Origin of the sequence: Halomonas sp. YLGW01 (genome assembly GCF_014840935.1) — a bacterium.
Lineage (GTDB): Bacteria > Pseudomonadota > Gammaproteobacteria > Pseudomonadales > Halomonadaceae > Onishia.
The window spans coordinates 687,129-704,741 of the sequence record NZ_CP062005.1 but is presented as its reverse complement, the minus strand read 5'-3'; the positions used below and the strand labels follow the sequence as shown (position 1 = coordinate 704,741).

Sequence of the window (17,613 nt, the reverse complement as noted above, 5' to 3'; positions counted from 1 at the left end):
GTGTTCACTACCGTCGACCTTCGCCCCATAACATCCATACATGTATGGATACATGCATGGCCGGTGATGCCGCGCAACGAACTGGATGGCCGGCCGCCGCTCGGGGGCGCGAAGGCTAGTGATGATGAGTGGCCGGGATGTGTCTGACCCGCCCGATGCGACACCGCCGCCCTTGCAGGCGGCGGCCTTGGCTTAGCTCCCCCGCTGCGGGGGCTTGCCGATGTCGAGCATGGCGTCGTAGGCATCGCTGCCCTCGCCGACGTCCAGCATCACGGCCTGGTCGGCGTCGAGCTCCGCATTGAGCTCGCGGATCACCTCGACATTCAGGGTGCCGGCCTGCTGTCGCAGCTCGAGCAGGTCGAGCACATAGTCGTAGCGCGCCTCGGCGAGGTTGGAGATGGCGTCGTAGAGACTCTGCTCGGCATCCAGCACGTCGACGATGTTGCGGGTGCCGACCTCGTAGCCCGAGCGGGTCGCGTCCAGGGCACTGCGGTTGGAGACCACCGCCTGACGACGCGCCTCCACGGTGGCCACGTCGTTGCGCACCTGGGTGAACAGCGAGCGCACCTGCTGGATGGTGGAACGACGCTGGGCCTCGGCCTCGTACTGGCTCGACTCCAGGGTGTAGGTGCTCTGGCGGATCTGGGCGCTGGTCGAGCCGCCGGTATAGAGCGGCAGGCTGACACTCACCCCGACCTGGCTGGCCGAGTCGTGACCCTCATACTGATCCCGGTCGCTATCGGCATAGTCGTAGTCGGCAAAGGCCTCGACCACCGGCAGGCGAGCGGCCTTGGAGGTCTCGACGTTCGCGCGGGAGACCTCGACCCCGGCCATGGCGCTCTTGAGCAGCGGGCTCTCCTCGAGGGCCAGGTCGACCCAGGCATCCCGATCGGACGGGGTCGGCAGCTCGACCGCCAGCTCCTCGGCCAGCCCCTGGATGCTCGAATACCGCTTGCCGGTCAGCCGCTCGAGTTCCTCGAAGCTGACCTCCAGATCGCTCTGGGCGGTGATCCGCTCGGCCCGAGCCTGGTCGAAGCTGGCGCGGGCCTCTTCGACATCGGTGATCGCGATCAGGCCGACCTCGAACTGCTCGCGAGCCTGCTCCAGCTGGCGGGAAATCGCCCGCTCCTGGGCCTGTCGAGCGGCGAGGATGTCATTGGCGCGAAGGATCTCGAAGTAGGCGCTCGAGGCATCGAACAGCAGCTGCTGCTCATCGGCGACCAGCTCCAGGGTCTGCTGGTCGATCTGGCGCTCGGCCGCCTCCACGTCCCGAGCATTGGCCGCATCATAAAGCGCCTGGCTAGCCGCGAGGGAAAGGCTGCCGCTGTTGTAGGTGTCATCGCTGCCCTGACCACTCAGGGTCGACTGCTGACTGTCATAGGTGCGGTTGTGAGCCAGCTGGCCGGAGGCGGTGAGCTGCGGCAGCAGGTCACCGTTCGCCACCTCACGGCTTTCCCGGGTACTGTTGAGGTTCGCTCGCGCCGCGGCCAGGCTGGCATCGTTCTCCAGGGCGTCGCTGGCGATACCCAAAAGATCGGCGCCCTGCGCCTGAGCTGCCAGCGCAAGCGACATCACCAGGGGCAGCATGAGGGCTCGCCGAGCCAGGCGCCTGCCGGATACAGAGGGAGCATGAATGGGCGGCATGAGCGTTCCTTGATCGAGAAAAGAGAAGAGACAGGTATAGCATAGGGGACGTTGCTATCACGCGTCCCCGCATCGCCAGGCAAGCCAACGACGCATCAGGCTGTAATCGGATGTCGCACATTATAGCTACATGCGTGTATGTATACTAGCAGGCTAATGATTGTTCCTTTTTCCGGTCTTGATTGAGCCTGACTATCGAACCCCTGCCGATGGCGGCCCTGCGCCAGGGTGAGCTATGCTGCATAGCAGCATAGGCCGCCGCCCACCCCTCGCCGGCCCCAAGCGCCAAGAACCCGGTACCAAGAACCCGGTACCAAGAACCCGGTACCAAGAACCCGGTACCAAGAACCCGGTACCAAGCACCCGCTACCACGAGTTCAAAACCAAGAGCTTAATACCAAGAGCTTAATACCAAGAGCTCAGCACCACGAAAGAGAAGGCAGACCGCATGGATCGATTGGAGCTGGTCAAGGTCAGGGCACTACAGATCGCGGTGCGCATCTGGAACCCCGAGGCCCCGCGCACCCTGGTGGCCTGGCACGGGCTGGCTCGCCACGGCGGTGACTTCGCGGCCCTGGCCCGCGAACTGGGCCCCGAGTGGCGGGTGCTGGCCCCGGACACCCCGGGCCGCGGCCTGTCGAGCTGGTCGCTCTACCCCGCCCATGACTACCTCTACGCCCACTACCAGGAAGTGGCGGTGGCCCTGCTCGATCACTTCGGCCTGGAGCGCGTGCCCTGGGTGGGCACCTCGATGGGCGGGCTCTTGGGCCTGCTGCTGGCCGCCGAGCCCGCCACCGCCTCGCGGATCGAGCGCCTGGTGCTCAACGACGTCGGCCCCGAACTCGATCCGGATGGCCTGGCGAGCCTGGCCACCTATTTCGGCGCCATGCATCGTTTCGTCCACTTCGGCGACCTCGAGGCCGAGCTTCGCGACCACTACGCGGGCTTCGGCATCGACAGCGACGACGCCTGGCGGCAGCTGGCCCTGGACAGCGCCCGCCGCCTGCCCGACGGCAGCTGGACCTATCACTACGATCCCCGCATCGGCGAGCAATTCATCCACGACACGCCCCGCGACACCTGGGCCGACTGGCGGGCGATTCGCTGTCCGATGATGGTGATACGCGGCGCCGACTCGCCGCTGCTCGCCCACGAGAGCATCGAGCGAATGCGCAAGGCCCAGCCTTCCCTGGTCAGCCTGGAGGTACCGGGCTGCGGCCATGCGCCGATGCTCGACCGGCCAAGCCAGGTGGCTCCCCTCGCCGACTTCCTGCGCCACCCCGAAACGGCAAGGGCCACATCAAAGCCTCATTGGTGGCAGCGTGGTCGAGACTGGTTGACGCGAGCCACTGGCCGCAGAGGCCGCTGAGTCGATTTCCCGGCCTTCAGCTCACCTCGCCATCGACGGCCTCTAGCTCATCTCCAGTCGTCCCAGGACGCGCTCCACGGCGCCCCGGTAGCCGCTGCCGAACATCAGCAGGTGATTGAGCAGCGGGTAGAGCTGGAACAGGGCCTCCCGCCTCGGCCAATCGCCGGGACCGTGGCCATTCCAGTAGGCCTCGAAGAAGGCCGCGGACGGCGTGCCGAACAGCGTCAGCATGGCCAGGTCCACCTCCGGGTAGTGGGCATACACCGCCGGATCGATCAGCGCCGGGCCCTCGTCGGTGTGCAGCACGTTGCCCGACCACAGATCACCATGCAGAAGGCTCGCCGGCGCATCGGGCAACCAGCTCTCGAGCCCCTCGGCCACGGCCTCCAGCCGTCTCCGCAGTGGCCGCTCCAGCAGGCCCTGCTCGTGACAGGCCTTCGCTAGAGGCATCAGCCGGCGTTCACGCTGGAAGGCGCGACCATCGGCGAGCGGCGCATTGGGCTGGGGCGTGTGGCCGCAGGCATTGTCCCGGGGCCAGCCATGCGCCTCGCGATTCACGCCATGCAGCGCCCGCAGCCCCTCGCCCAGCGCCGTGTCGCTGGTGGCGCTCGGCCGCGCAGTCGACAGCGCCTCCATCACCAGCCAGGGTCCTTCCTGGCCCAGCACCTCGGGCACCCGCAGCGCACTTCCCTTAAGCGCATCATGAAGTGTGCACAGGCCCTCGGCCTCGCCCGCCAGCCGTGCGGGATCGTCGCGCTTGACGACGATCGCGCCCTGACGGGTCTCGAGTCGTGCCACCTCGGCAATATCGCCGCCGCTCAAGGGGGCAAGAGGCCCGCTCGGCGTAAGGCCCAGGCGCTTTAGCAAGGCGGCAAGTTCGTCGTCCATGCTCATCTCCAGCCAGGTGAATGACGGCCCCCGTCAATGACGTAACCGCGCGGGACACATCGCCAATACCTGTTGTCAGGCAGGGGATCGCCACACGAGAGACCGCCACAAAAGGGCTGGACATAAAAATACCGCCTCCCGAGGGAGGCGGTACAGGGGTGCGACGGGATGGCGTCGGGCTTGACGGGCTAGGCACGGAGCCGTCTGGATTCCCCGCTACTGATCTGGGGATCATCTCAGTAATCAGTGCCTTAATCGGGGAGCAGGACCTTATCGATCACATGGATGACGCCGTTGCTGGCCATCACGTCGGCCGCGGTCACGGTGGCATCATTGATCATCACCTTGCCGTCCATGGTGGTGATGGTGAGATCCTGACCCTGCACGGTGGTCGCGGAGCTGGCGACCATGGCATCTTCCGCCATGATCTTGCCGGGCACCACGTGATAGGTCAGCACGGCTTGCAGCTGATCCTGGTTTTCCGGCATCAGTAGGGTGTCGACGGTGCCTTCCGGCAAGGCGGCGAAGGCCTCGTCGGTGGGCGCAAACACCGTGAAGGGGCCTTCGCCCTTGAGGGTGTCGACCAGGTCGGCAGCCTTGACCGCGGCCACCAGGGTCTCGAACTGCCCGGCCGCGACGGCGGTGTCGACGATATCGGCCTTGGCCATGCCGTGGTGATCCGCCTGGACCGTGCCGGCGAGCATCATGCCGACCAGACCGATACCCATCCACTGAGGTGCTGCGACTGCGATGACTTTCATGGAACCTTCTCCTGTCGGACATACCTGATTGCGGTGTCCTCGGGGCATAATTGGCCCAAGGTGTCCCTCAGACGCGAAAGGGTCGCGCCAGCCCTGTACTACACACACCTATTTGTACAAATACTGGACAATAAGTTCCAGGCGCACAAGTTTTTTCTTCCATCCCCCATCCAAAAGGGACAGAACCATGTACAAGCTCGCCTTCTTCGTGCCCGCCGAGCACGCCGAGACCGTGAAGGAAGCCGTCTTCGCAAGCGGTGCCGGGCGTATCGGCGACTACGAAGCTTGCTGCTTCCAGACGCCCGGCATCGGCCAGTTTCGCCCCCTCGATGGCGCCGACCCGCACATCGGCCGGGTCGGGGAACTGGAGCGGGTCGAGGAGTTGAAGATCGAACTGGTGTGCGAGGACGCGCGGATCCGCGACGCCGTGGCGGCGCTCAGGGCGGCGCACCCCTACGAGGAACCGGCCTTCGAAGCATGGCGGCTGGAGACCTTCTAACCGGGCTCCTGGCAGGGCCCGCGACCGACGACAGAGGCGTCAGCGCGCCTCGTCGAGGAAGACCTTGAAGGCCTGCCACAGTGGACTGCGATAGCGCTCGGGATGCCAGACCAGCGAGAAGGCCCGCACCAGCGACAGCGGGGTAGCAAGCGTCACCAGCTCCCCTCGCTCCAGCTCGTCGACCACGCCGAGTCGCGACAGGCAGCCGAGCCCCAGCCCGGCCTTCACCGCCTGCTTGATGGCCTCGTGCTGACCGAGTTCCATGCGCACCCGCAGGCGTCGCGAAGGCGCGGCCTGCAGCACCGGCGCCATCGCCGCCTCGAAGACCTCCCGGGTCCCGGAGCCCTGCTCGCGCAGGATCCAGGGAGCCTCGGCCAGGGCCTCGCCCTCGAGGGTGTCCAACGCGGCCAGGGGATGACGGGGCGAGGCGACCACCAGCAGCCGATCCTCGCTCCAGGGCTCGCTGACGAGCCCTGGCTCGTGGCACTGGCCCTCGATCAGGCCCAGGTCGGCATCGAAGCGCAGCACGTCCGTCATTACCTCGCCGCTGTTGCGAAGTCTCAGGCGCAGATCCGCGCCGGGATGGCGCTCGCCAAAGTCACCCGCCAGCGTCGGCAGCAGATAGGTGCCGATGGTGGCGCTGGCCGATACCGACAGGGTGCCGCGCAGGGCGCCCTCCGGCTCCCGAGCCGAGGCCACGAATTCCTGCATGCCGTCGAGCAGCCGTTCGGCCTGGGGCAGCAGTTGTCGCCCCCGGTCGTTGAGCTCGAGGCGGCGGCCCAGCCGCTCGAACATCGCCACCTCCAGCGCCCGTTCCAGGTCGGACAGCGCCTGACTGGTCGCCGACTGGGAGAGGCTCAGCTGCCGCGCCGCGGCACTCACCGTACCGCGGCGGGCGACCGCGACGAAGACCTGGAGCTGACGAAAACTGACGGGTGGCGTCATATCGGTTTTACCGAAAAGGGATATCGTTATTAAACGATAACCTTTTGATCTATCCTCGCCTAGCCTTGTCGCATCACGCTTCAAGGAGACACGACTCATGTGGCAAGGCTTGTTGGTCTGCATCGTTCTCACCGCCGCCGGCGTCGGCCTGGCCGAACTGCCCCCCCTCGCCGGGAGCGGCGTGAGCCCCTTGGTCGTGGCGCTGCTGCTGGGCATCCTGGTCGGCAACCTGCCCGTCTCGCGGCGACTCACAGACACCGCGGCGGGGCTGAAATTCGCCACCCGCTGGCTGCTGCGCGGGGGCATCGTGCTGTTCGGCCTCTCGCTGACGCTGCAGCAGATCATGGCCCTCGGCCCCAAGGTGCTGTTGCTGGATATCCTGATCATCTCAAGCGTGCTGGTCAGCGGCTACTTCATCGGCACCCGGCTGCTGGGGATGGATCGGGAAACGACCCTGCTGACCAGCGCCGGCAGTGCCATCTGCGGCGCCGCCGCGGTGCTGGCCACCGAGTCCACCATCCGCGCCCGCCCCGCCGCCACCGCCATGGCGGTAGCCACGGTGGTGCTGTTCGGTTCGCTGGCGATGCTGATCTACCCGCTGCTGTATCCGCTGATGGGAATGGATGAGGGTCTGTTCGGCGTCTATATCGGTGCCACCGTCCACGAGGTCGCCCAGGTGGTCGCCGCCGGCGAGGCGGTGGGCCCGGACGCCCTGGCCAATGCGGTGATCGTCAAGCTGGTGCGGGTGATGCTGCTGGTGCCCTTCCTGCTGATCGTCGGCCAGTGGTGGCTGCGCCGGGGCGACGGCGCCGCCGAAACAGACACCAAAGGCGGCCTGGTGATTCCCTGGTTCGCCTTCGGCTTCATGGCCATGGTGGTGTTCAACAGCTTCATCGTCCTGCCCGCGGTACTGCATGACGGCCTGGTGCTCGCCGGCCAGCTGGCACTGACCATGGCCATGGCGGCGCTGGGCTACGAGACCCGCCTCGAGCGGCTGCGCTCGCTGGGCCTGCGTCCCTTCATCCTGGCGCTGATCCTGTTCGCGCTGCTGCTGGGCGGGGGTGGCCTGGCGAGCCAGTGGCTGATGGGCTGATCCGCCGCCGCTCGCACCCACCACCACACGAAGACGCCGCACCCAAGGGGGTGCGGCGTCTTTGCGTCGGAGGCCGCCTCGGCTTGAGCGACATGGCCTGAGCCTGAGAGACATAGGCTGAGCCTAGGAGCCATGGCCTGGTCGACATGGGCTCAGCTCGGTGCGGCGATCGGGTCCGGAGCCGACCACCGCTCCCAAAGCGTCAGTCCTCGAAGCTCATCTTCGGCGCCGGCGCCTCGGGCAGCAGAGCCGCGCAGGCACGCACCTTCTCCATCAGCGCGCCGTGGGTCGGCGCCACCAGATTGACGTGACCGAGCTTGCGTCCGGCCCGCTCGCTCTTGCCGTAGCGATGCAGGTGGGCGTCGTCGAGGGCGAGGATCTCGGCGGAGTCGCCCTCGCGGCCGATCACGTTGACCATGCAGGTCGGCGCCCGCGCCTCGGTCGCGCCCAGCGGCAGCCCCTGGATGGCGCGCAGGTGGTTCTCGAACTGGCTGGTCGCCGCACCGTCCTGGCTCCAGTGGCCGGAGTTGTGCACCCGCGGCGCCATCTCGTTGGCCATCAGGCCGCCGTCACGGGTCTGGAACAGCTCAAGCGTCAGCACCCCGACGTAGTCCAGCTCGTCGAGCAGGGCGCGAATGTAGCCATCGGCGGTCTGCTGGACGCTGGCATCGAGATCCGGTAGCGGCGCCACCGAGTAGCGCAGGATGCCGTCGACATGCTGGTTCTCGGCCATCGGATAGAAGACCACCTCGCCGTCACGGCCACGCACGGCGATGATCGACACCTCACGCACGAAGTCCACGAAGGCCTCGACGATCAGGCGCGGGTGGCCGATCGCTTCCCAGGCATCCCGGGCCTCGTCAGGCGACTTGAGCACCGCCTGCCCCTTGCCGTCATAGCCCTCGGTGACCGACTTGGCGACCACCGGCGTGCCCAGTTCGCGGGCCGCGGCCTCGAGCGCCTCGGCGCTCTCGACCAGACGATAGGCCGGGGTCGGGATCGACAGGCGATCGAACAGCGCCTTCTCCTCGGCCCGGTTCTGGCAGACGCGAATCGCCTCGCTGGAGGGATAGACCGGCCGGTGAGCCTCGATCGCCTGCACCAGCGACACCGGCAGGTGCTCGAACTCGTAGGTGACCAGGTCGACCTTGGCCAAAAACTCCTCGAGCTGACGCTGCTGGTCCTTCGGGTCGAGGATCATCACCTCGCCGATACCAGCGCTCGGGTTGCCCGTGGTGTCCAGGAACACGAAGCGGTTGGCCAGCGGGTAGCCCGCCAGGGCCAGCATGCGGCCCAGCTGGCCGGCGCCCAGCACGCCGATGGCGGTTCCGGGCGCCTTGATCGCGGCATCACTCATGACAGTCTCTCCTCACTCGGCCCGGGGATCGGGATTATCCAGCACCTTCTGGGTCTGCTCGGCGCGGAAGGCCTCGACGGCCTCGCGCACCCGGCCGTCCTGCAGGCCGACGATCTGCGCGGCCAGCAGCCCCGCATTGGTGGCGCCGGGCTTGCCGATGGCCAGGGTACCCACGGCGATGCCGCCGGGCATCTGGGCGATCGACAACAGCGAGTCCAGACCCTTGAGGGACTTGGATTCCACCGGCACGCCGAGCACCGGCAGCGGCGTCTGGGAGGCCACCATGCCGGGCAGGTGGGCGGCCCCGCCGGCGCCGGCGATGATCACCGAGAGGCCACGCTCGGCGGCGCTCTTGGCGTAGTCGAAGAGCAGGTCCGGGGTCCGATGGGCGGACACCACCTTGGTCTCGTAGGCCACACCGAGCCTCTCGAGCATCGCCACGGCGTGCTCCATGACCGGCCAGTCCGACTTGGATCCCATGATCACGCCAACGCGTGGCGGCTCGTTCGACGGCTGCATCGCCTTGCTCCTGAATGGTTGGGCTGCACGCCTTGAAGGTAGCGCACAGCGGGGCGAGGAGACGGCCCGACCAAACCCGATCCAGCCGCCTGAAAACCGCGCAGCATACCGCCTCCGGGGCGTCGGGGGAAGTCTCACGCCGCCGGGCGTCGCCCGACGGAGACAGCAACTTGCACCCTGAGTGCTCACTCACTTGCTAGGGTCTGGCCCATCAACGCCGGCAGGACTGCCGGCCAGCCCGGGGCCCGGCCCCGAACACGCACGAAGGAGATGCCCACATGACACGCCATCTGACTCTGATCGCCGCCTTGACCAGCGCCCTCGCCCTGACAGCCTGTGACACCGGCAGCGAGGCGCCCACCACCGGCAATAAGGCAGACAGCAGCACGGCACAAGGCGCCGACGAGAAGACCATCACCCAGCAGAACGCCAATCAGCAGGATGCCGAGACGCTTGACGATTCCCTGGACAATGCCGCCACCCTGACCCTCAACGGCACCCTCAGCGCCCCCGACAATATCTCGCTGCCGGCGGATGCCAAGATCCACGTACAGCTGATCGATGTCACTCTCGAGGACGGCAGCGCAAAGGTGCTAACCGATAAGACCTTCGACGCCAGCGAGGTCGCCCTGCCGCTGCCCTTCAGCCTGAAGATGCCAAGCGATGCCCTGAATGACGACCACCGCCAGGTGCTGCAGGCCGAGGTGCGCGACGGCGATGACATGGTGCGCTGGTCGACGGCAGAGCCCGAGGCCCTGGCGCTGAGCGCCGACCGCGAGCCCGCGCCGGTGGCCCTGGTACTGGAGGCCGTGGAAACCGCCCCGAACGAGGATCTCGAGGCCGACGAACGAGCCGTCAGCCAGGCAGGCCAAGAGGCCACACCTGCCGAGCAGGCGACACCGACAGAGACACAGACGCCCGAACAGGCCTGAGGCCCCTCACACCCCTCAGTCGTAAACCGATGGCTGGTGCCACGCCAGTCTGCGACGAACCAAAAGTAAAAGGCCCCGCCCGGAAAGTCCGGGCGGGGCCTGTCTATACGGCCAGTCTGTTCATAAGTTCTGTCTGGTCATGCAGCCTGTTACGTCAAGCCACGATCAGGCCGCCGTTGCCGATGCCTCCCGGCGGCAGGCCAGCCAGTTGCCGGCGATGGCCAGCGTCATCACGGCGGCACCTATGATCTCGGCGCGCAGGTCCGGGTAGAAGACCGCGACGATCGCCGGCACGATGGCCAGCCGCACCGGCCAGGACATGCGAGTGAACAGGTAGCCCTCCAGGGCCGCCGCGAAGGCGCCCAACGCCAGGATGGCGATCAGGCCGTTCCAGATCACCACCGGCACCGGGCCGCCGACGATGATCTCCGGATTGAAGACCATGAACAGCGGAATCAGGTAGAGGCCCTTGGCGAACTTCCAGGCCTGAAAGCCGGTTTCCATCGGCTTGCTGCCGGCAATCGCCGCCCCGGCGAAGCCCGCCAGCGCAATCGGCGGCGTGACGTTGGAGTCCTGGGAGTACCAGAACACCACCAGGTGGGCGATCAGCAGCGGCACGCCGAACTCATTGGAGAGCGCCGGGCCGACCAGCACGATCAGCACGATATAGCTCGCCGTGACCGGCAGGCCCATGCCCAGTACCAGGCTCGCCAGCAGTACCATCACCAGCGCCAGCAGCAGGTTGCCGTCCGAGAAGGCCAGCATCATCGCCGAGAACTTGAGCCCGAGGCCGGTAAGACCGACCACACCGACGATGATGCCGGCCACCGCACAGGCCATCGACACCGCCACGGCATTGCGCGCGCCGAGCTCCAGGCCCCGGGTCAGCTTGACCAGGCCCGCCCACAGCGCCTCGCCGATCCGCTTGCCGGTCACCGGCTGGCCCTCGGCCGGGGCCACGAACAGGAACCACACCGAGAAGCGCAGCGCCGCCACTACCAGCATGGTGATCACCGCGAAGTAGCCGACCCGCATCGGCGACATGTTCATCACCAGCAGCCATACCAGCACCCCCAGCGGCAGCAGGAAGTGCCAGCCCTCGCGCATCACCTCGCGCATCTGTGGCAACTCCGCGCGCGGCATGCCCTGCATGCCCTGCTTGAGGGCGATGATGTGCACGAACAAATAAACGGTGGCGAAGTAGAGAATCGCCGGCAGCACGCTGACCTTGACCACCTCGAGGTAGGGCATCTGGGTGTATTCGGCGATCAGGAAGGCGCCCGCCCCCATCAGCGGCGGCATGATCTGCCCACCGGTGGAGGCCGCGGCCTCGATGCCACCGGCCTGGGCCGGCTTGAAGCCCAGCCGCTTCATCAGCGGAATGGTGAAGGCCCCGGTGGTGACCACGTTGGCGATCGCACTGCCGGAGATCGAGCCCATGCCGGCCGAGGCGATCACCGCCGCCTTGGCCGGGCCGCCGCGCTGGCGCCCGGTGGCCGCATAGGCCAGGTCGATGAAGAACTTGCCCGCGCCGGTGATCTCGAGAAAGGCGCCGAACAACACGAAGATGAAGATGTAGGTGGCGGCGACCCCCATCGGCAGGCCGAAGATGCCCTCCTGCCCCAGGTACAGCTGGCCCACGACCCGGTCCAGGTTGTAGCCGCGATGCTCCATGATCCCGGGCAGGAACTGACCCAGCCAGGGCAGCTCGCCTCGGGGCCCGGCGAAGGCATAGAGCAGCGCCAGGATCCCGATCACCGTCATGCCGAGGCCCACCGCCCGACGGCTCGCCTCCAGCACCGTGACCGTGGCGATGCAGCCCACCACGATGTCGGTCTGGTTCCAGAAGCCGGCGCGGTTGAAGATGTCATCCAGATACAGCACCAGGTAACCGCCGGTGATCAGCGCGCCGGCGAAGAAGGCCAGGTCGATGATGCCCCCAACGACGCCCCGCCGGTGGTGCGGACCGAACACCGGGAACATCAGGAAGGCCAGCATCATGATCAGCGCCAGGTGAATGCTGCGCTGGTAGAAGAGCCCCAGCGGCTCGATGCCCGCCGAATAGAGCTGAAACAGCGACAGGCCCACCGCCACCAGGGCGATCAGCCACAGGATCGGTCGCGCATGGGGGGCCTGGCTGCCAGGCACGATAGGAGAAGTTGCCGAATCGCTCATGGAGTCCCTTCAGTACACTAGAGTCGAGTACGCGAAGATCGCATACGGAGAATCGGTAAGGTAACACCACCCGGCCTCCAAGTGGCGCCGGGCGGCACAATCAGGGCGACGGTAGCGGGCGCAGCCCGATGCTGACCCGCTGCCCGGCCGCCAGCTCGCTCAGGCTGATGGTCCGGCCCTCGCGGATCAGGCGATGATCGACCCGCAACGCCCCAACCCGCAGCAGGTAGCGGTCGCCGGGCACCGGCTCCTGGATCTCCTCGATCCAGTAGCCACCCTCACCGTCGCTGACCTGACGCCCCCGACCCGGCACATGCCCGAGCCCGGCGGCGAAGTCTGGCTGATGGCTGCGCTCGAGCACCATTCGGCCCTGCTGGTTGCGGTAGCAGTCGAGCACCGGAAAGCCCTCGACCGAGTGGTTCCACTCAAGGCACCAGCCCTCGCCCTCTGGCATCGGCAGGCTCACCAGCAGCGTCCCGTGGCGATCCCGCACCTGGAGCAGGCGATCCTCGTCGCTACCGTCGGCAAGCGCGGGCGAAGCGGCGACGATCAGCATCGCCGCCAGCAGCCCAAGGAAAGCGTGCCGACGGCCAAGGTCGAGACGGAAGGTGCCGAAACGCAGGCCGCCTAAACACAAGGGGGCGAGCCCGCCGGCTCGCCCCTGTGCATCATCTTGGGTCAATAACATCATGACCTCACGGCCGCTGATGGTCCGCCACCTCGGCGCCCACTTCCTCGTAGTAGCGCAGGGCGCCCGGGTGGAAGGGGATCGGCGTGGCATCCACGCTGAACTCCACGGTGGTGTCGTTGGCCGCCGGATGGATGGCGATCAGCTTGTCGGTCTGCTCGAACAAGAGCTTGGTGATGTCATAGGCGAGCTGATCATCCATGGCGGCATTGACGGTCAGCACGTTGGGGACGCCAATGGTCTGCACGGGCTCCTCGACGCCTTCGTAGATGCCGGCACGCAGCTTGTAGGGGGCGAACACCTCGGATTCCTGACGAGCATTGGCGACTTCCTCATCGGTCAGACCGATCAGGCGGATGTCGCGGGTGGTGGCCAGGTTGAGGATCGAGCTGGTCGGCGGGCCGACGCTCCAGAAGCCGGCGGCGATATCGCCGTCGCGCAGCGCATCGGCGGTCTCGTTGAAGTTCAGCCGGCGCGGATCGAAGTCGTCGTAGCTGATGCCGTTGGACTCGAGCACGGCGCGGGCATTGAGCTCGGTGCCGCTGCCCGGCGCACCTACCGACACCACCTTGCCCTCGAGGTCCGAGAGGCTCTCGATGCCGGAATCGGCCAGGGTCACGATCTGTACCGCGTTCGGGTACAAAGAGGCGATGGCGCGCACGTCCTCGACCTGACGACCGTCGAAGTCGCCGGTGCCAGAGTAGGCCTGGTAGACGGTGTCGGCCAGGGCGATGGCCAGGTCCGAATCCTCGCGATAGATCAACGCCATGTTCTCGACCGAGGCACCGGTGACCTCGGCGACGGCTTCAAAGCCCTCGAGCTGGTTGTTGATCAGCTCGGCGATGCCGCCACCGTAGGGGTAATAGGTGCCGCCGGTGCCGCCGGTGGCGATCGACAGCTGCTGGGCCGTGGCCGAGGACGAGGCCGCGATCAGCGACGCGGCGAGGGCATACTTGAGAACGCGCATGGTGACTCCTTGGTGCAGGGCTTAGCTCGGCGCAGGCCGGCGCCCCGGTGTTGTTGTTCGCGGCGACAGGTCATGCCGGCGCTGCGGACTGTCCTGTCACCTTAATGCATAGTCGCTAAAACGCTAGCACGAGGCCGCCCACCATCTCCATCTTCTTACGACCAAAGGATAGGCTCGCTCAGTCGCGGCCGCCCTTGAGCCACGCGAGCGCCAGCTCGTGCTGGCCACGCTCGTCGGTCACGTAGAGGGTGTCCTCCGAGATCATCACCGCCCAGTTGATGCTGCGGGGCAGGTCCTGGGCCAGGGCCTCCAGCGCCTCCTGGGGCAGGGCCGCGATGGACAGGTTCTTGAGGGTCGCCACCGCCGGCAGCACCTTGGTCTCCCAGACCCGCAGGCTGCCGTAGGCCAGCAGCGAGACCCGCTCGGTGCGCCGCGAGCACCAGGTCAGGCGCTCGGCATCCGGCTGGCCGACCTCGATCCAGTGCAGCACGCGACCGTCCAGGCTCTTCTCCCACAGCGCGGGTTCGTCGACGTCCGACAGCCCACGGCCAAAGGCCAGCGCCTCGTCATACCACAGCGCATGGGCCAGTAGGCGCGCCGCCATGCGCGGCTCGGTCTCGGAGGGGTGGCGAGCCACGGTGAAGCGCAGCGTCTGGTAGACGTTGCGGTCGAGATCGGTAAGGTTGAGATCCACCTTGTAGGGGGTCGCGGTGAGCGCCATGAAAAAACGTCCAGTCAGGGGTGTCGGGCCGGCAGTCTACTCCCCTTCCCGCCTCAGCACGATGACGCTCCAGGCACGCCTTGACCGCGAGCAGAAAAGATCGCAAAAATCGTGGTGATTCCACTGGCGAATCACGCCAAAACCTTGCATGCTGAGCCCATCGAAAGCCAAGTCTACGGAGCGTCATGAGTACGGCACGATTATCGACCGGTTGGGATGCCCTCGAACCCTCGCGAATGGCACCCGACCTGGACGTCAGGGAACTGGAGAAGCGTTCGCGCCTGATGCGCATCGTTTCCCGCAAGATCGCTCTTTCCGAGCTTCCCAACCGCGAGATCGCCCAACGCGCGGGCATCCCCTCCAAGCGGCTCAGCGACCTGCTGGCCGGCAAGATCGAGCACTTCTCGGTCGACGAGCTTCAATCGCTGCGCAACTGCGTGTGCGTCGATGATGGCAGTCCCCTGCCACCCTAGGACATGACTCCCCTGATCTGCCCCTTCGGCTAATGCCTCGCCGCGCCTGACGTGCTGCGCTGACGACGGCATGGCGTCAAGCCACGCCCGGCCGATAGACTATGAAGGTCCAGCCCCACGTCGGGGCTGGACCTTTTTATTGCTGGCGGGTGCCATCCGGCCAGCCGTCACGCTCTCCCGTTACCGCCTTGCAGAGACCATGCGCATGCAGACAGCTTCCTCTCCGATCCGTCGCGATATCGTGCTCATCGGCGGCGGGCACAGCCATGTCGCCGTGCTGCGGCGCTTCGCCATGCGCCCGGAACCCGGGGTGCGCCTGACACTCGTCTGCCGCGATACCCATACCCCCTATTCCGGCATGCTGCCGGGCTATGTGGCCGGGCACTACGACTTCGACGAGGTCCACATCGACCTGCGCCGCCTGGCTCAGGCCGCCGGCGCCCGCTTCATCCGCGACGAGGCCTCCGGCATCGAGCGCACCGCACACAGGGTGACCTTCGCCCATCGCCCGCCGCTGCCCTACGACAAGCTTTCGATCAACATCGGCTCGACCCCTCGAGTCGGCCAGGTGGCCGGCGCCGAGGATCATGCGGTCGCGGTCAAGCCGATCCGCGCCTTCCGCGAGCGCTGGCGTGAATTGCTCACGCGTCTCGCCCAGCGCCCCGCCACCCTTGAAGCGCCCCTGCGGCTCGCCGTGGTGGGCGGCGGTGCCGGCGGTGTCGAGCTGCTGCTGGCCATGCAGCATCGCCTGCGCCATGAGCTCTCGGCTCAGGGCCGCGACCCGGACGCGCTCCGCTGCGCCCTCTTCACCCAGAGCGCCGAGATCCTGCCCACTCACAATCGCCGGGTGCGGGCCCGCTTCATGCATCTGTTACAGGCCCGCGGAGTCGCGGTGCATACCGACTGCGAGATCACCCGGGTCGAGGCCGATCGGTTGATCGATGCCCGCGGCGAGGCCTTCGCCGCCGACGAGACCGTCTGGGTGACCCAGGCCGGCGGCGCCTCCTGGCTCGAGGGCACCGGCCTAGCCCTGAATGAGCAGGGCTTCATCCGCGTCAACGACTACCTGCAGAGCGTCAACGACCCGGATATCTTCGCCGCCGGCGATATCGCCAGCCAGGACGACCGGCCCCGGGAGAAGGCCGGCGTGTTCGCGGTGCGCCAGGGGCGGCCACTGGCCGACAACCTGCGCGCCAGCCTGATCGGCAAGACGCTGACGGCCTACTGTCCGCAGCGCCAGTGGCTGGCGCTGATCAGCAGCGGCGACCGCTACGCCGTGGCCTCCCGCGGCCCCCTGTCCTGGGCCGGAGCCTGGCTGTGGCGCTGGAAGGACCGCATCGACCGGAACTTCATGGCGCGCTTCAATGCGCTGCCGGCGATGAGCGAGGGCAAGTCATCCCGCGCTGCGCCCCGAGTGCCGCTGGACGACGCCGAGCAGCACCAGGCGCTCTCGGCGCTGGCCATGCGCTGCGGCGGCTGCGGGGCCAAGGTCGGCGCCTCGGTACTGTCCCGGGCGCTTGCCGATCTCGCCCCGATCACGCGCGACGAGGTACTGGTGGGGCTCGCTGACCCCGACGATGCCGCCGTGGTGCGGGTACCGCCGGGCAAGGCCATGGTGCACAGCATCGACTTCTTTCGCGCCTTCATCGATGACCCCTATGTGTTCGGGCAGGTCGCCGCCCACCATGCGCTGGGCGATATCTTCGCCATGGGCGCCGAGGCTCAGACCGCAATGGCCGTGGCCACGGTGCCGCCGGGGCTCGAGGCCAAGGTCGAGGACACGGTGCGCCAGATGATGACCGGCGCCGTTAAGGTGCTCGACGCCGCCGGCTGCCAGCTGGTCGGCGGTCATACCGGCGAGGGCCAGGAACTGGCGCTCGGCTTCGCCGTCAACGGTCTGATCGATGAGGCGCCCGAGCGCCCCCTGCGCAAGGGCGGCCTGCGCCCGGGAGATGCCCTGATCCTCACCAAGCCACTGGGCACCGGCACCCTGTTCGCCGCCCAGGCCCAGCTCGCCGCCCGCGGACGCTGGATCGATGCGGCGCTTGACAGCATGTGCCAGTCGAACCAGGCAGGCGCGACCTGCCTCGTGGCTCACGGCGCTCGCGCCTGCACCGATGTCACCGGCTTCGGCCTGCTCGGCCACCTGATCGAGATGACGCGCCCTTCCGGCGTCGACGCCGAGCTCTCGCTGTCGGCGCTGCCGCTGCTCGAGGGCGCCGAGGCCACCGCCGCCGCCGGCATCCTGAGCTCGCTACAGCCGGCCAACGTGCGCCTGCGCCGAGCCCTCCGCGATCAGGCGCAGTGGCGCGAGCATCCCCGCTACCCACTGCTCTTCGACCCCCAGACCGCCGGCGGCCTGCTGGCCGGGGTGCCGCCCGACCGGGCCGAGGCCTGCCTCGCCGAACTCCAGGCATTGGGCTATGGCGAGGCGGCGATCATCGGCCGGGTGCTGGCGCCGGAGGACGCTCCCGGCGACGCTCCCAACGACGATCCGGCGCCGATCCGGCTCGGCGCCTGAGGGCGGGGGGCGCGAGCGTCCGGCAGGACAAGACGCCCCCCTTTGAGTACCATAGCGCCTG

16 protein-coding genes are annotated in these 17,613 nt (G+C 67.4%); 6 read left to right on the top strand and 10 right to left on the bottom strand.

Annotated elements, in window-relative coordinates; all coding sequences use genetic code 11:
• Nucleotides 1–192 precede the first annotated feature (192 nt).
• Nucleotides 193–1,587, bottom strand: coding sequence for a TolC family outer membrane protein (locus IEJ03_RS03285; protein ID WP_242458036.1), 1,395 nt, complete (start codon nucleotides 1,585–1,587; stop codon nucleotides 193–195).
• A gap of 505 nt (nucleotides 1,588–2,092) precedes the next feature.
• On the opposite strand from IEJ03_RS03285, the gene IEJ03_RS03280 reads away from it, so the two are divergent.
• Nucleotides 2,093–3,013, top strand: coding sequence for an alpha/beta hydrolase (locus IEJ03_RS03280; RefSeq protein ID WP_192036293.1), 921 nt, complete (start codon nucleotides 2,093–2,095; stop codon nucleotides 3,011–3,013).
• 42 nt (nucleotides 3,014–3,055) lie between these two features.
• Here IEJ03_RS03280 and IEJ03_RS03275 read toward each other — a convergent pair whose 3' ends face one another.
• Together IEJ03_RS03275 and IEJ03_RS03270 are read right to left on the bottom strand one after the other, a co-directional pair.
• On the bottom strand, nucleotides 3,056–3,901 hold the full coding sequence (locus IEJ03_RS03275) for a fructosamine kinase family protein (RefSeq protein ID WP_192036292.1): 846 nt from the start codon (nucleotides 3,899–3,901) through the stop codon (nucleotides 3,056–3,058).
• Nucleotides 3,902–4,152: 251 nt separating this feature from the next.
• Nucleotides 4,153–4,662, bottom strand: coding sequence for a fasciclin domain-containing protein (locus IEJ03_RS03270; RefSeq protein ID WP_192036291.1), 510 nt, complete (start codon nucleotides 4,660–4,662; stop codon nucleotides 4,153–4,155).
• Between the two features lie 187 nt (nucleotides 4,663–4,849).
• On the opposite strand from IEJ03_RS03270, the gene IEJ03_RS03265 reads away from it, so the two are divergent.
• Entirely contained in the window at nucleotides 4,850–5,161 is a 312-nt protein-coding gene (locus IEJ03_RS03265; protein WP_192036290.1) for an NGG1p interacting factor NIF3, read from the top strand.
• A 39-nt stretch (nucleotides 5,162–5,200) separates the two neighbouring features.
• Here IEJ03_RS03265 and IEJ03_RS03260 read toward each other — a convergent pair whose 3' ends face one another.
• The gene (locus tag IEJ03_RS03260; protein ID WP_192036289.1) at nucleotides 5,201–6,106 is read right to left on the bottom strand and encodes a LysR substrate-binding domain-containing protein; all 906 of its coding nucleotides are present in this window, start codon (nucleotides 6,104–6,106) and stop codon (nucleotides 5,201–5,203) included.
• 97 nt (nucleotides 6,107–6,203) lie between these two features.
• Between IEJ03_RS03260 and IEJ03_RS03255 the strand changes: the two genes are divergently transcribed.
• Nucleotides 6,204–7,199 carry a YeiH family protein gene (locus IEJ03_RS03255; protein ID WP_192036288.1) on the top strand — a complete coding sequence of 332 codons (996 nt, stop codon included), beginning with the start codon at nucleotides 6,204–6,206 and terminating at the stop codon, nucleotides 7,197–7,199.
• A gap of 202 nt (nucleotides 7,200–7,401) precedes the next feature.
• Here the strand turns inward: IEJ03_RS03255 and IEJ03_RS03250 are convergent, their stop codons facing one another.
• Together IEJ03_RS03250 and purE are read right to left on the bottom strand one after the other, a co-directional pair.
• Nucleotides 7,402–8,556, bottom strand: coding sequence for a 5-(carboxyamino)imidazole ribonucleotide synthase (locus IEJ03_RS03250; RefSeq protein ID WP_192036287.1), 1,155 nt, complete (start codon nucleotides 8,554–8,556; stop codon nucleotides 7,402–7,404).
• A gap of 12 nt (nucleotides 8,557–8,568) precedes the next feature.
• Nucleotides 8,569–9,075, bottom strand: a complete 507-nt coding sequence (gene purE, locus IEJ03_RS03245; RefSeq protein ID WP_192036286.1) for a 5-(carboxyamino)imidazole ribonucleotide mutase — start codon at nucleotides 9,073–9,075, stop codon at nucleotides 8,569–8,571.
• 278 nt (nucleotides 9,076–9,353) lie between these two features.
• On the opposite strand from purE, the gene IEJ03_RS03240 reads away from it, so the two are divergent.
• Complete coding sequence (locus IEJ03_RS03240; RefSeq protein ID WP_192036285.1) at nucleotides 9,354–10,007, top strand: YbaY family lipoprotein; 654 nt, start codon at nucleotides 9,354–9,356, stop codon at nucleotides 10,005–10,007.
• A 165-nt stretch (nucleotides 10,008–10,172) separates the two neighbouring features.
• Here IEJ03_RS03240 and IEJ03_RS03235 read toward each other — a convergent pair whose 3' ends face one another.
• The 4 genes from IEJ03_RS03235 to IEJ03_RS03220 form a co-directional block, all read right to left on the bottom strand.
• Entirely contained in the window at nucleotides 10,173–12,182 is a 2,010-nt protein-coding gene (locus tag IEJ03_RS03235) for a TRAP transporter permease (protein ID WP_192036284.1), read from the bottom strand.
• A gap of 100 nt (nucleotides 12,183–12,282) precedes the next feature.
• Nucleotides 12,283–12,738, bottom strand: a complete 456-nt coding sequence (locus tag IEJ03_RS03230; RefSeq protein ID WP_192037158.1) for a DUF1850 domain-containing protein — start codon at nucleotides 12,736–12,738, stop codon at nucleotides 12,283–12,285.
• Nucleotides 12,739–12,877: 139 nt separating this feature from the next.
• Nucleotides 12,878–13,837, bottom strand: a complete 960-nt coding sequence (locus IEJ03_RS03225; protein ID WP_192036283.1) for a TAXI family TRAP transporter solute-binding subunit — start codon at nucleotides 13,835–13,837, stop codon at nucleotides 12,878–12,880.
• A 178-nt stretch (nucleotides 13,838–14,015) separates the two neighbouring features.
• Nucleotides 14,016–14,558 (bottom strand): YaeQ family protein, encoded by a 543-nt coding sequence (locus IEJ03_RS03220; RefSeq protein ID WP_192036282.1) that lies wholly within the window; start codon nucleotides 14,556–14,558, stop codon nucleotides 14,016–14,018.
• A gap of 236 nt (nucleotides 14,559–14,794) precedes the next feature.
• Here IEJ03_RS03220 and IEJ03_RS03215 point away from each other — a divergent pair, with 236 nt between their 5' ends.
• Together IEJ03_RS03215 and selD are read left to right on the top strand one after the other, a co-directional pair.
• Nucleotides 14,795–15,031: an XRE family transcriptional regulator gene (locus IEJ03_RS03215; protein ID WP_242458035.1), complete on the top strand. Its 237-nt coding sequence runs from the start codon at nucleotides 14,795–14,797 to the stop codon at nucleotides 15,029–15,031.
• Between the two features lie 205 nt (nucleotides 15,032–15,236).
• Nucleotides 15,237–17,552 carry a selenide, water dikinase SelD gene (gene selD / locus IEJ03_RS03210; protein WP_192036280.1) on the top strand — a complete coding sequence of 772 codons (2,316 nt, stop codon included), beginning with the start codon at nucleotides 15,237–15,239 and terminating at the stop codon, nucleotides 17,550–17,552.
• The last annotated feature ends 61 nt before the right edge of the window (nucleotides 17,553–17,613 follow it).